The sequence below is a fragment of the Acinetobacter sp. AOR01_HL genome, assembly GCF_027855455.1.
GTDB classification, from domain to species: Bacteria; Pseudomonadota; Gammaproteobacteria; order Pseudomonadales; family Moraxellaceae; genus Acinetobacter; species Acinetobacter baumannii.
Genome location: NZ_JAKTIM010000036.1, coordinates 12,981 through 26,313, shown reverse-complemented (window position 1 = coordinate 26,313; position 13,333 = coordinate 12,981). Strand labels below are relative to the sequence as shown.

Annotated in this window: 11 protein-coding genes; 6 read left to right on the top strand and 5 right to left on the bottom strand. The window is 38.3% G+C overall.

What is annotated here, in order from left to right:
- Positions 1-2,460 (bottom strand): ABC transporter permease, encoded by a 2,460-nt coding sequence (locus MKL62_RS10705; RefSeq protein ID WP_005129341.1) that lies wholly within the window; start codon positions 2,458-2,460, stop codon positions 1-3.
- Positions 2,461-2,463: 3 nt separating this feature from the next.
- Positions 2,464-3,156 (bottom strand): ABC transporter ATP-binding protein, encoded by a 693-nt coding sequence (locus MKL62_RS10700; protein WP_005129343.1) that lies wholly within the window; start codon positions 3,154-3,156, stop codon positions 2,464-2,466.
- A gap of 44 nt (positions 3,157-3,200) precedes the next feature.
- On the opposite strand from MKL62_RS10700, the gene MKL62_RS10695 reads away from it, so the two are divergent.
- Positions 3,201-3,824, top strand: coding sequence for an arylesterase (locus tag MKL62_RS10695; protein WP_005129345.1), 624 nt, complete (start codon positions 3,201-3,203; stop codon positions 3,822-3,824).
- Between the two features lie 35 nt (positions 3,825-3,859).
- Here MKL62_RS10695 and MKL62_RS10690 read toward each other — a convergent pair whose 3' ends face one another.
- Complete coding sequence (locus MKL62_RS10690) at positions 3,860-4,474, bottom strand: carbonic anhydrase (protein WP_002117769.1); 615 nt, start codon at positions 4,472-4,474, stop codon at positions 3,860-3,862.
- A gap of 284 nt (positions 4,475-4,758) precedes the next feature.
- Between MKL62_RS10690 and MKL62_RS10685 the strand changes: the two genes are divergently transcribed.
- On the top strand, positions 4,759-5,784 hold the full coding sequence (locus MKL62_RS10685) for an alpha/beta fold hydrolase (protein WP_005129348.1): 1,026 nt from the start codon (positions 4,759-4,761) through the stop codon (positions 5,782-5,784).
- A gap of 26 nt (positions 5,785-5,810) precedes the next feature.
- On the top strand, positions 5,811-6,818 hold the full coding sequence (locus tag MKL62_RS10680) for a hypothetical protein (protein ID WP_005129350.1): 1,008 nt from the start codon (positions 5,811-5,813) through the stop codon (positions 6,816-6,818).
- Between the two features lie 22 nt (positions 6,819-6,840).
- Here MKL62_RS10680 and MKL62_RS10675 read toward each other — a convergent pair whose 3' ends face one another.
- Together MKL62_RS10675 and nfuA are read right to left on the bottom strand one after the other, a co-directional pair.
- Positions 6,841-8,880, bottom strand: coding sequence for a ligand-gated channel protein (locus MKL62_RS10675; RefSeq protein WP_005129352.1), 2,040 nt, complete (start codon positions 8,878-8,880; stop codon positions 6,841-6,843).
- Positions 8,881-9,044: 164 nt separating this feature from the next.
- Positions 9,045-9,683: a Fe-S biogenesis protein NfuA gene (nfuA, locus tag MKL62_RS10670; protein WP_188200011.1), complete on the bottom strand. Its 639-nt coding sequence runs from the start codon at positions 9,681-9,683 to the stop codon at positions 9,045-9,047.
- Between the two features lie 157 nt (positions 9,684-9,840).
- Between nfuA and MKL62_RS10665 the strand changes: the two genes are divergently transcribed.
- The 3 genes from MKL62_RS10665 to MKL62_RS10655 all read left to right on the top strand — a co-directional run bounded on the left by MKL62_RS10665 (position 9,841) and on the right by MKL62_RS10655 (position 13,309).
- Positions 9,841-10,458, top strand: a complete 618-nt coding sequence (locus MKL62_RS10665; protein ID WP_000902937.1) for a rhomboid family intramembrane serine protease — start codon at positions 9,841-9,843, stop codon at positions 10,456-10,458.
- A 170-nt stretch (positions 10,459-10,628) separates the two neighbouring features.
- On the top strand, positions 10,629-12,305 hold the full coding sequence (locus tag MKL62_RS10660; RefSeq protein ID WP_000875360.1) for an arylsulfatase: 1,677 nt from the start codon (positions 10,629-10,631) through the stop codon (positions 12,303-12,305).
- The gene (locus MKL62_RS10655) at positions 12,302-13,309 is read left to right on the top strand and encodes a formylglycine-generating enzyme family protein (RefSeq protein ID WP_005129353.1); all 1,008 of its coding nucleotides are present in this window, start codon (positions 12,302-12,304) and stop codon (positions 13,307-13,309) included. Before MKL62_RS10660 ends, MKL62_RS10655 begins: the two co-directional genes overlap by 4 nt.
- Positions 13,310-13,333: the final 24 nt, after the last annotated feature.

The window sequence follows — 13,333 nt, the reverse complement described above, 5'->3', positions numbered from 1 at the left end:
TTAAATCTGGTTCAGCTCACGTAAACTTTGTAGCGGCGGTAAATTACACAGATAACCGAGTCGATATCGGCCAATCAGAGCGCAAAGCAACATCATGGCAAGTGGTAAAATCAACCATATTTCAATATGCCACTGTAAAGCCATATTCATTTTATAACTTGCAATTGCGCTAATTACCTCGGCAAAACAGCAGGCAACAATGCCTGCTAACAAACCTAAAAAACCAATTTCCAGGCTGAGCATCTGCTTCATTTTATTTTTAGAGAGACCAAATGAACGCAACAAAGCCACTTCCCGACAGCGTTCATCCATTAATAGATTTAAACAAGCAATTAAAACAAGTATTCCAGAAAAGCCAACTAAAGCTGCAAGCACAGTCACGATTTTGACTAGAACGTTCATTAAGCGTTTTACTTCGTCTAAAATTCGATCAACATCAATAAAAACCGTATTGGAGAATTGCTGAATCATATGGATCATTTTAGGTTGATCTTGCTTAGGTATATAAAAACTGCCCAAGTAGCTACCAGCATTTTCATCTAAAGTTTTAGGTGAAAAAATAAAGAAAAAATTAGGCCTAAAGCTTTCCCACTCAACGCTCCGAAAATTTATAACTTTAGCTTGCAAGCTACCTTCTGGCAGACTAAAAGTAAGCCTGTCACCAATCTGGATTCCTAGACTTTCTGCTGTTTTACTCTCAACTGAAACTTGGCCTACTGCATTAAATTCCGCTTGACCTTTTGTAATGACATTGTCATTTGGTAAAGCACTCGACTGAGTTAAATTTAATTCGCGGCGTAGAGCGTTATTTTGTTTTATAGCTTCTTCTGAAAAAGGAACATCATTTTTGGCAACTAATCGCCCACGAATGTTTGGATATAACGGTGTGCTTTGCCAACCATTTTGTTTCAACTGTTGCTCAAAAGCTTTTAAATCAAATGGTGGTAGGCCATAAACAAACTGGTTTGGTGTTCCCTCTGGTAATTGCTGTTGCCAACGCTCTAATAAATCTGTTCTTAATACACTTAACACGGTAATGAGGCTTAAACCCAAAGCCAGTGCTGTAATTTGTAAGGCACTTTGATAAGGAGAACGAATATAAAAAGACAAACGGGTTTTCATCTTTTTTAAAGCACGAAGCAATAGCCAGACAACGGTGTAAAGTAAAATGCAAAGCAGAATAATCGCTGTTAGTACCCAAATACTGAGCATTAAATTTTCACTTAAAACTAAGCTAAAAATAACAAGACTGGTAATACCCGCAAAGAACATAAAGAATAACGATTTTCGAGATTTGGCTTGCTCACGAATAACACGAATTGGAGGTGTATTTAAAAGCTCCCAAATGCTTGGCAAAATAAAACCAAGCAGCACAATCACGCTGGTAAAAATCGCAATTGGCAAAGGTCCAACTAAAAGTGGTATGACCGAAAAACTTAGCTCTAATTGAGGAATCAATTGCAGCATAAGCTGGAGCAGGCCATAACCCATAATTAAACCTAATAGACTGCCCAACACAATTGAAATCGCACTGACAACACTAAGTAATCCAATATATGCCCACAAGATTTGGAACTTACTGGCTCCTAAGCATCTAATAAGTGCAATGTGATCTTGGTTTTGTTGAACATATCTTTGACTCGTTAAAGCGATGGCAATACCACACAATAAAATCGTTAAAATATTGGCCAATTGCAAAAAGGTATCTAAATTTTCAAGCGGACGTAATAACCTACTGTTCGATTCACTTGCATCACGTAAACGCAAGCCAGCCGTTTCATCTACATCTTTAGAAGGTTGATGCTGTTGCTTAAATTGCTTTGAAAATGACTGAATCTGTTCAGGGCTACCTGCCATTAATAAACGATAGTCAATTCTGCTCCCTGTCTGAATCGCATGAGTCTTAGCAATATCGGCTTGATGAATAATAACGGTGGGTGAAAAGCCCGAAAAACCGAGCTCCTGATTTGAATCACGCACAATCACGCCACTAAAACGGAAGGTACCATCAGCAATAGAAACAGTATCTCCTAACTTTACTTTAAGTAAATCGGCTGCTCTTTGACTTAGCCAAACTTCACCAGATTGAATCGCTTTAGCACTTGGTTCAATTTCCAACTGTCCTCTGAGTGGAAATAAAGGCTCAATTGCCTTTACATTCACCATCACAAACTGATCTTGGGTATGAGCCATCGAGCTAAATAGAGTGACATTAGTTTGTTTTAAACCCAGCTGTTCTGCCCTTTTTTTCCACGACTGTTCGATAGGCTCGTTATTTGACAGAACCAAATCCGCACCCAGCATTTGTGAAGCTTGCAGACTGACTGCATTTTTAACTTGGTCGTTACTAAATTTCAGGGCAGTTGTTGCACTGATCGCAAGCGATAGAGCAATAATGAGTAGATATAATCCACCCGTACGAAAACTTTGTAGCAAAAGTGGTTTGAGAAGATTACGCATAGTTTAACCACCCTGTACTGTCTTTAGTCGGCCATCATCTAACTCAACATGACGCTGACAAAGGGATGCTAAATTACGATCATGGGTCACCAAAATCAGAGTCGTACCTAACTCTCGGTTTAAATCAAAGAGCAAGCTTTCAATTTCTTGTGCTGTCTGACCATCTAGGTTTCCGGTCGGTTCATCGGCAAAAATAATTTGTGGTTCTGCAATAAGAGCGCGTGCAATGGCTACACGCTGCTGCTCGCCACCAGATAAGACTTTAGGCGTTTGTTCAACTTGACGACTCAGCCCTACTCGATGCAACCAATCTAAAGCTTTTTTCTCCGCTGTTTTATAATCAAAGTCTTTACGTAATCGTAAAGGTAACATCACATTTTCAAGCGCACTCAACTGAGGCAGAAGTTGAAAAGACTGAAATACAAAACCAATATGCTGCATTCTGATTTGGGCACGTTGTTCCTCTGTTAACTGATGAACAGCTTGACCACACAACCAGACTTCTCCTTCAGACGGTTGATCTAAAGTCGCCAAAATTCCTAGTAAGGTTGATTTACCTGAGCCGGAACGTCCCGTAATTGCTACCTGTTCCCCTTCAAAAATCTCTAAATCAATACCTTTTAAAATCGTAAACTGATTTTGGTTAATCTGAATAGTTTGTGTAACTTGATGGGCAGCAATGATGGGTTGTGGCATGATGTGAAAAGTCCTATGTATTCAGAATCAGGGTCGAAGTACAAATGTCTAAATCTTTTTTGATTGGTTCTAAAAGCATCATGCTCATCTCATTAAGTATGCTGCCTATGCTTGTATCGGCGAAAACTATTTTAATTTTAGGAGATAGTATTAGTGCCGGTTACGGAATTGATCCCAAACAAGGTTGGGTACAATTACTGCAAAAACGCTTAGACCAACAGTATCCCAAACAACACAAAGTGGTCAATGCAAGTGTTAGTGGAGAAACAACAAGCGGCGCTTTAGCCCGATTACCTAAGTTATTGCAGACCTATAAGCCGAATGTGGTCGTGATTGAATTAGGTGGAAATGACGGCTTGCGTGGGCAACCACCTCAAATGATTCAAAAAAATCTGGATCAGCTCATTCAATTAAGCCAGAAACAAAAAGCCAAAGTTATTCTTTTTGGCATGAAGATTCCGCCAAATTATGGGGCTGCGTATAGCAAAGCTTTTGAAAATAATTATAAAGTTGTAAGTCAAAAATATCAGGTGAAACTACTACCGTTTTTTCTAGATGGTGTTGCTGGTCAAAAACAGCTTATGCAAAATGATTTAATTCATCCCAATGCTCAAGCGCAGTCAAAACTACTTAATTTAGCTTACCCATATATAAAAGGTGCCCTATAGGCACCTTTTATCTTTAAGCATTCTTTTTAATATGATCAGAAATCAAAAAAAGTAACTTCACCAGTTTCTAGTGAATATTCTGCACCAACAACAATTAATTCACCTTTTGCAATTAGGCTCTCTAACACCGCTGAACCATGGCGTAATTGATTTACCGAAGCAAAAACGTTTGAACGCACCGCATGACATGATAATTTTTTCAAATCATTTTTTAAGTCAGTCTGCATTAAAATTTCAACTGATGGACGAACGCGGTTCACAATCGACATTAGGTTAGATGATGGCGGGTGATCAGGATTCATTAACGTATCAATTGTTGCTTGAATCGCACCACAATGGCTGTGTCCTAATACGACTACAACTGGGCAGTCATAACGCTCTGCTGCGAACTCAACACTACCGACTTGTGAAGGTGCAACCACATTACCAGCTACACGGATTACGAATAAGTCACCAAGACCTTGGTCAAATACCATCTCTGCTGGAACACGAGAATCTGAGCAGCCAAGTACAATTGCAAACGGATTTTGATCCTTTGCCATTTCAGCGCGTTCTTGATGAGATAAGGTTTTTGCAAGGGAAGTATTTCCATTTACAAATCGTTGATTACCGGCTTTCAGACGATCTAAAACTTCTTGCGCAGTAGGCATTTTATATTTCCATTGTTTTTTCAAGGTTGGAAATCATTTTAATGTGTCAAAATTTGAATGTCACTGACAAAAAATAAATCCTTTTCTATGAAAAAATTTAAAAATACTTAACCTGTTTTAATGTAGAGCTCACTGCATATTCGCTACTGTTTAGTGAAAAAATAGACATACTTTAGTTTATAGATTGACTATAATTTTCTTCATTCCAAACATTTGGCAAATGACTCATTGGCAAAGTTTTTCAATAATTTTTCAAACTCGCTTAAGCTTCAAGGATGAAATCTATGACAAGGCTGTCCACATCAATTAAGGCCTCTATGAAAAAAACTGCTACCGCCCTGACTTTGGCTTGTAGCGTATTGTCAGTGTTGAGTATTTCTCAAACACAGGCAGCCGATAATATTGATGTGACATTCCAGAATGTATTACAGCAAGAACGTAGCTGGGCAGGCCTACAAAGCAAAAGCTTAAAAGTCGGTGATGTGACTTGGTCATATAGCGAAGGCGGCTCTACAACAAAACCGACTTTACTCCTTATTCATGGTTTAGCGGGTAGCCGTGATAACTGGAACCGAGTGGCTCGTTATCTCACCACAAATTATCATGTCATTATTCCTGATTTGCCGGGTAGTGGTGAAACTATCGTTTCCCAAGACTTCGATTATTCGGTACCAAATCTTGCTGAAAAATTACGTCGCTTTGTTGAGGCAGCAAATTTAAAAGGTCCAATTCATATTGCTGGGCACTCACTCGGCGGATCTATTGCCCTACTCTATGCTGGACAATATCCATTTGAAACCAAAAGTCTATTCTTAGTGGATAGCGGCGGTATTTTTCGCTCAGCCAACACAATTTATTTAAAAGATCCTGCTTACCTAAAACAGCTTTTAGTGTCTAAAAAAGGTGACTTTAATTATTTATTAAAACAAACCATGTTTAATCCTCCGTTTATTCCTAAAGAATTTCTTCAAGCTCAAGAAAAGTTGATGATTGATCAAGCACCTCAAACACAAAAACTGGTTGATCAATTGATTGCACTTAATAAAGTCTATACACCAGACTCATTTGCGGTACTTACCAAAACGATCGATGCACCGACGCTCATTCTATGGGGCAAACAAGATAAGATTATTAATGTCGAAGTAGCAAGTGAACTAAAACGACTTTTAAAGAATGCTCAGCCTCCAGTTATTTTAGAAAATGTAGGCCATATGCCGATTTTGGAAGCTGAACAGTTGGTTATGCAACAATATCTACCGTTTTTACTTAAAGTAGAAACAAATCAGTCGTCAAAAACGACCACACCTTAAATAAAACTTCGGACTTGTGAGACCTTATGTCTACCCAACCACTTATTGAAAAACTTATTGAAGCTCATCTAGATTTTTTAGATGAGCAATTTGCTCAGACTCAGGTGATCCAGCAAGAGTTTGAGCAATTTTATCATTGGTTGGGGAGTCGGCAATTACAGCATCTGTGGACTTTTGAACAAATTCAACAGCTCATTCAAAAGCAGATTTTAGATACGCCTGCTTCTGATTTTCTAATTGAACAAATTGCTGAGCATATTCGCTTTGCATTGATTCATCCTGCAAATGAAACCGCAACTGTTGAAGACGTTATTCCTGTTTTAACGATTGACCGAATTGCACAATACGTTGCAAGTAAAGAAGAGCACCGTAAAAAACTGATTAAAACGATTGTGAATAACCCTGCCTTTTCGGCCCTACTCACGCAACTGATTCAGCAAACAATGCATGATTATTTAGATGAATCTATGTCAAAACGCGTGCCCGGTGTAGGTCGTTTTATGAAAATGGGGAAATCTGTTTTAGAAACAGTAACCGATTCAAATCTGGACGATACGATTAATCATTATTTGCAAAAGAATATTTTAAAACTCAGCCAAATGAGTGAGCGTGTTTTAAACCAACATTTTGACAATGATAAGCTCTACCATTTTCAGGCAAATGTTTGGCATAAAGTTAAAACTATGCCACTTTCTGTTTTAAAAAATTATGTAGAAACTCAAGACTTATCAAAAACGGTTGGTTTAGGGCATGAAATCTGGGACCACATTCGTCAAACTGATTATCTAAAACAGCAAGTACATGATGGTATCTATACTTGGTATGTACGTAATCAGGAGCGTAGTTTTGATTTATTGCTCCGTGATCTTAATATTGACGAAAATTTAGTGAAGCATGAACTCACCGAATTGCTTGTACCCGTACTACAACAATTAGTCACAACAGGACATTTAAGACGTCGTGCCCGTGTATACTTAGAGAAGTTTTATTATTCTGAAAAAGCATTAGAGATTTTAAATAATAAAGGCGCTTAAAGCGCCTTTATTATTCAAATATTTAGAATTTATAAATGATTCCTAAATTATAACGGCGTCCGTCTAAAACATAATTGTAGGTTGCTACATCAACATCTTTATCAAATAAGTTATAGATACCTGCTGCAACTTGGATTTTATCCATCGGTTTATAGTTCATACCAACATCAACCAGTCCATAAGCAGGCTTTCCTTCAGCCATTGAGGTTCGGCTTAAATATTCAGAAGTTTTGCTACGGAAATTCAAACGGCTCCACATACCCACCAAATCATTCACTTGCCAATCTAAAGTAGTATTAAACATGTGTTCCGGCATTTCATTTAAAGGCTGGCCTTTAAACTCCCCACTCTTTTGCTCTGTATCGGTATAGGTATAATTGGCATTCAATTTTAAGTCAGGTGAAATGAGCCAACCAAACGTCGCTTCAATCCCTCTCATATTGGCTTTATCTACATTTGTTCGTTGACTGACAAAATCAAATTTAGTACCCAACCAATCACAATTATAAGTACCCGCATCTCCCGAGCATGTTCTAACTTCTGTAATTTTATCTTTAAATTCGCTATTAAAAATCGTTAGACCAGCATTGAGGTTATCAAGATTATCCCAAGAAAATGACAGCTCATAGTTCGTACTTTTTTCTGGTTTTAAATTTGGATTACCAACAATAACCCCTGCCGAACGTCCTCCGCCCGTAGCTTGCCCCCATTCTGCTACTGTCGCTCGTAGTGCAGGTGTCTTATAGCCTGTTGATACGCCGCCTTTAATAATCCAGTTATCATTTAAAGTCCATACACCATATACTTTAGGACTGAAATGATCTCCAAATTTTTCGTCCTGATCCATACGCAGTGACATTGTTAATGTAAAAGGATCTGTAATATTCCATGCATCTTCTGCAAATAATGCCCAGCTATAACGATCTAAATTAGAAACAGGTTGTGACCCGCCTACTTTTAACTGGTTACCTAAATCATCCAATTCTTCTTTTAAATAGCTGCCCCCGACACTAAGCGCATGATTTGCTAATGTGATTTGGTTAAGCGTATTAAATGTAGTATTTACAGCTTCCATATTTCTAGACGGGTTCTTATTTTCTTCGCGTTGAATATAAGAATGAGTCTTCACAGGACCAATGTCACCACGGTGCGTTAAACTATATTCTGTACGGTAATAGTCTGTTAATGAATCTGCTGGTGGATTACGACCAGTTTGAATAGGTGAAACTGTTTTCCCAACTGTAGCATTACGATTTTGAATAGAACGCTGGTATTCAAGCTCAATAGTATGCTGATCATTAGGAGTTAAGCTTAAAGTAGCCCCTCCTGCTCGAATTTTTTGTTTGTTATACCCTCCAATAATTTCATCTTCATCTCTTTGTGAAAATGTACCATTGGCTTTTAAACCAAGTAAATTCTTAATTAATGGTCCCGATACATAAGTATTAGCTTGGTAAAGGTTTCCAGATTTATTATTTTCCTGAATTGTTGTATCTAACTTAACAGAACTGTTCCAAACATCTGCGACTTTTTTAGTAATGATATTAATCACACCACCCATGGCATCTGAACCATATAAGCCAGACATTGGACCACGAATAACTTCAATACGTTCGATACTTTCGATTCCTGGTAACCAACCTTGTTCAATACCTGAATTATCACTATTTGGCCGCACAGAACGTGTATTTACTTTCTTACCATCTACCATAATCACGGTATAGGCGCTCCCCATTCCACGAATACTAATATCTGATGAGCTCCCTCCACCTGTAACGACCACCCCCGGTACATCTTTAAGTGCATCCGTTACATCTCGATATGCTTTTTTATTAATTTCCTCTTGTGTCAGAACAGAAATCGAAGCTGCTGCTTTTTTTATATTTTGTTCAAAGCCACTTGCTGTAACGACTATTTTTTCTAATTGTGTAACTTCACTATCTTTTTTATTTTTTATGGAAGAATCAACTAAAATATTTTCACTTTCAGCGGCATAAGCCGCAGGAAACATTCCTGTAAGTACCGAAATTGATAGTACAGATTGGAAAATACGCTTAGTCATATCCTGCTCCAACAGATTAAATTATGAATAAATATTAAGTTTTACTTAAACAAATGTAACAAATTTAAATAAAAAAATAAATAATATTGATAATTATTTTCAATTATAGAAAATAAAAAAACCTCATTCCGAGGCTTTTTTATTTCACTTTTCAAATAATTTAATTATTTGAAATAAGCACCTTCTGCTTGTGTATGGTCTGTTTGGTCAACCACACGTTGTAGTTCAGGAATGTGTTCTTTCAAGGTTGTTTCAACACCTTGTTTTAAAGTCACATCAATTGCTGAGCAACCTTGGCAACCGCCACCAAATTTCAATACAGCAGTAAGACCATGTTCAGGGTCATCTTGCACTTCAACTAAGCTACAGTTACCGCCGTGTCCTGCAAGACCCGGGTTAATTTCTGCTTGAAGTACATAGGTAATACGCTCTTCAATTGATGCATCTGGCCCTACGCGCGGCACTTTAGAGTTTGGTGCACGGAAAGTTAACTGACCACCAAAACGATCTTTGTTGTAGTCAATAACAGCGTCTAAAAGATAAGGGATAGACGGCGCATCAATATATGCAGGGAAATCAGGATAGTCCTGTTTATAATCCGTCGGCACCACTTCTTCTGGTGCACTATATGCCATACAGCACTCTGCACGTGGTGTACCCGGATGTTCAACAAAAATTCGAACGCCAATTCTCGGAGTATTTTGCTTCGCCAATAATTCGTGCAAATACTCTTGTGCAGATGGTGTAATCAAAAGGTTCGGAATTTCTTCTGCAACAGCAGTGTTGGTGTTCTCAGTCGACATAACAATATTCCTCAAGCTGATGCCTTTATATTAACCGAAGATGAGGTAGATTTAAAAAAAATCAACTAAATTTGTCGGATTTATACACAACAGGGTTTCAAGTTGTGTTTTTAATGGCATTATTGCCATTAGTATTGATCATTTTTAAATATTTCTTATGTTGCATTTGCCGTTTAATCACACCATTACTCTTATTATTATTACGGTCATTGTGTCTTTACTTGCTTTTAGCAATCAAAATGTCATGAACCGTCTGATCTTCTGGCCGCCTGCAATGCAACGTGGACAATTTGATCGATTCATTACTCATGGTTTTATCCATGCAGATGGTACACATTTGCTCTTTAATATGATTACCCTGTTTTTCTTTGGCAGCATCATCGAAAGTTTTTATCGCCAATATTTTTATGACATGGGTTTTGTGCTGTTCTATTTAGGCGGATTAATTTTTGCGATCTTGCCAAGCTACCTACAACATAAAAATGATGCAAACTGGGCAAGTCTAGGTGCTTCAGGAGCCGTATCTGCTGTTCTGTTTGCCTATATTCTATTTCAGCCGTGGAAGCTGATTTTTGTATTTTTCATCCCTGTGCCAGCTATTATTTTTGCAATTCTCTATGTTGCTTATAGCATTTGGGCAGGTAAACGTGGCAATACGCATATTAATCATAGTGCCCATTTATGGGGTGCGGCTTACGGCGTAATTGTAACGATTTTGATTGAGCCAAGAGTGATTCCTCATTTCTTAGATCAACTTACTCGCCTACCTTTTTAAATCCATATTTTTGAGAAAAGCCCAATATGGGCTTTTCTTTTTTTCTCATTTATTTATCAAGATAAATTCTCAGATATTTTTCTGATTTTCTTTGATCAATTCCTTGTTTTGATTGCAAAAACCATCTGATTAAACTCAAGCACAATTCTTTTAATAATTCAGATGATACAATGAAGTACAAAGCTCTTTTATCTAGTCTTTCCATTGCTTTATTTAGCTTATCTTTAGCTGGATGTAACGATAATGATTCACAAGAAACTGCGGTAAGTACACCAAAGCAGCCGAATATTTTATTCATTATGGCCGATGACTTAGGCTATTCAGATTTAGGAGCTTTTGGTGGTGAAATTCATACCCCGAACATTGATAGTTTAGCGCAAGAAGGTCGAATTTTAACTGACTATCACACTGCACCTACATGCTCGCCTACTCGTTCACAACTCATTTCTGGTACTGATCACCACTTGGCAGGCATAGGTGCTATGGCAGAGCTTACCCCTGATCATTTAAAAGGACAGCCTGGCTACGAAGGCTATTTAAATGAACGCTCACTATCGATTGCTCAGGTGCTCAAAGATAATGGTTATCGAACTTATATTAGCGGTAAATGGCATTTGGGATTAACACCTGAAACCAATGCACATGCTAAAGGTTTTGATCATTCATTTACCTTATTACAAGGTTTAGACCACCACTTTAAACAAGCTCCAAGTGCGTTTAAGCGAAATTCAACCTATACCGAAGATGGGCAAATTATTCCTGTTTCAGCATTGCCTGATGACTTTTTCTCGACCAATTATTTTACCGACAAATTACTTAGCTATTTAGAGTCAGGTAAAAATAGTGGCAAACCATTTTTTGCCTATGCAGCCTATACAGCACCCCACTGGCCAATACAGGCACCAGCAGAATACCGTGAAAAATATCGTGGCGTTTATGACGTTGGTTACGATGCTATCCGTAATGCCCGTATTGCACGCCAAAAGCAACTTGGAATTATTCCAGTAAATTTTGAGGCTGCTGAACCAATTGCAACTCAAAATGCACCACAAAAATATGGCAAGTGGAATGAGTTAACAGCTGAACAAAAAGCGCTTGAAGCACGCAAAATGGAAATCTACGCAGGCATGGTAGAAAATCTTGATGCCAATGTAGGCAGAATTATTCAATATCTCAAACAAAATAATCTTTATGACAACACTTTAATTTTCTTTGTTTCTGACAATGGCGCAGAAGGTTTTGTTCGCGGAAGCTATGGCAGTGAATCAGGCTTTGATAATTCTGTAGCAAATGTAGGTACCCCTACTTCTTACCATTATATTGGACCACGTTGGGCCGAGGTCAGTGCAGCACCTTTCCACTTATGGAAAGACACAGCTGGTGAAGGTGCAACTACCGCTCCTGCTATTGTGAAATTACCAAATCAAAAGAAAGCTGAAGAAACCAATCATAGCTTTGCATCGGTACTCGACGTTTTCCCAACGTTATTAGATTATGCTCATATTCCAGTACCTCAAGGGCAATATAAAGGCCGAACCATTAATACGCCAAGCGGTTATTCTTGGAAGTCTGTACTTGAAAATAAATCACAAACGATACGCCCTGCCAATTTCAGTTTTGCCGATGAATTGCATGGTAGTAAATATGCAAAACAGGGTGAATGGAAAATCGCACTTCAAGGTCGCCCTGAATTAGGAACAGGTTCTTGGGAGCTCTATAACATTGCCACTGATCGTGGAGAAAATCACAATGTCGCGCAGCTTTACCCTGCAAAAGTTCAAGAGCTATTAGCAGTTTATCAAAAATACACTGAACAAAATGGCGTACAGGAATATAACGCCAAATGAAATTGAAACTGGTTTTAAGTACTACAATCGGCCTGTTGTTCATCACAGGTTGTAGCAAGTCTGAACATAACGCTGACACTAAAACGGTTTTACCAAAGCATGCCATTCAATCGGCTGCTTTGGGTTCCATCGAACAGTGTAAGAGCTATACAGGACTTCCTACAGACTGGCTTAAAAATACAACCGCAGGCATGGTATTCATTCCAGATGGCCATTTTAATTTTGGTTCTGAAAAAGCTTATCCAGATGAACTTAACTTTGGAAAAAAACAACGGGAAGTTAAAGGTTTCTGGATTGATCAAACTGAAGTCACTGTTGCTCAGTTCGCGAGTTTTGTGAAGGCAACTGGTTATATCACCGATGCTGAAAAACAAAAACAAGCTGCTGTTTTTTCTCCAGACCCACATCATCCTCAGCAATGGTGGCAACTTAAGACAGGATATACATGGAGAACACCAAACGGCAAAAATGGTGCTCTTCCTAATCCTCATGAACCTGTACGCTACGTGACTAAAAATGATGCTGAACACTATGCAGTTTGGCTAGGACGGGACTTACCCACAGAACTTGAATGGGAATATGCCGCTAAAGCAAACTCACCAACTGATACTCCTTTACATCAAGCACCTACCGATGAGCACCAGCATCCACAAGCGAATTACTGGCAAGGTGCATTTCCCTTTGAAAATCTGAACCAAGATCATTTTACTGGTATTGCGCCTGTCGGATGTTTTAAACCTAACGGTTTTAAACTATTCGATATGATTGGAAATGTTTGGGAATGGACATCTTCTCCTTATCAAGGTGCGCACGACCAGCACATGGGTAATTATTCTGCTTTAAGACAACAAAAAATGAGCAGTACTCAATATGTGATTAAAGGTGGATCGTTTTTATGTGCTGAAAATTACTGTTCACGTTATCGTAATAGTAGCCGCTATCCCCAAGATTTTGATTTAGCCGCTACCCATGTGGGTTTTAGAACGATTTTACGCTCTCCTTAATTTCTTCTTAATTTAGCTGCTAAA

Coding starts and splice junctions, on each gene's coding strand:
- MKL62_RS10705 (WP_005129341.1), bottom strand. CDS start 2,460: ATGCGTAATCTTCTCAAACCACTTTTGCTACAAAGTTTTCGTACGGGT.
- MKL62_RS10700 (WP_005129343.1), bottom strand. CDS start 3,156: ATGCCACAACCCATCATTGCTGCCCATCAAGTTACACAAACTATTCAG.
- MKL62_RS10695 (WP_005129345.1), top strand. CDS start 3,201: ATGTCTAAATCTTTTTTGATTGGTTCTAAAAGCATCATGCTCATCTCA.
- MKL62_RS10690 (WP_002117769.1), bottom strand. CDS start 4,474: ATGCCTACTGCGCAAGAAGTTTTAGATCGTCTGAAAGCCGGTAATCAA.
- MKL62_RS10685 (WP_005129348.1), top strand. CDS start 4,759: ATGACAAGGCTGTCCACATCAATTAAGGCCTCTATGAAAAAAACTGCT.
- MKL62_RS10680 (WP_005129350.1), top strand. CDS start 5,811: ATGTCTACCCAACCACTTATTGAAAAACTTATTGAAGCTCATCTAGAT.
- MKL62_RS10675 (WP_005129352.1), bottom strand. CDS start 8,880: ATGACTAAGCGTATTTTCCAATCTGTACTATCAATTTCGGTACTTACA.
- nfuA (WP_188200011.1), bottom strand. CDS start 9,683: ATGTCGACTGAGAACACCAACACTGCTGTTGCAGAAGAAATTCCGAAC.
- MKL62_RS10665 (WP_000902937.1), top strand. CDS start 9,841: ATGTTGCATTTGCCGTTTAATCACACCATTACTCTTATTATTATTACG.
- MKL62_RS10660 (WP_000875360.1), top strand. CDS start 10,629: ATGAAGTACAAAGCTCTTTTATCTAGTCTTTCCATTGCTTTATTTAGC.
- MKL62_RS10655 (WP_005129353.1), top strand. CDS start 12,302: ATGAAATTGAAACTGGTTTTAAGTACTACAATCGGCCTGTTGTTCATC.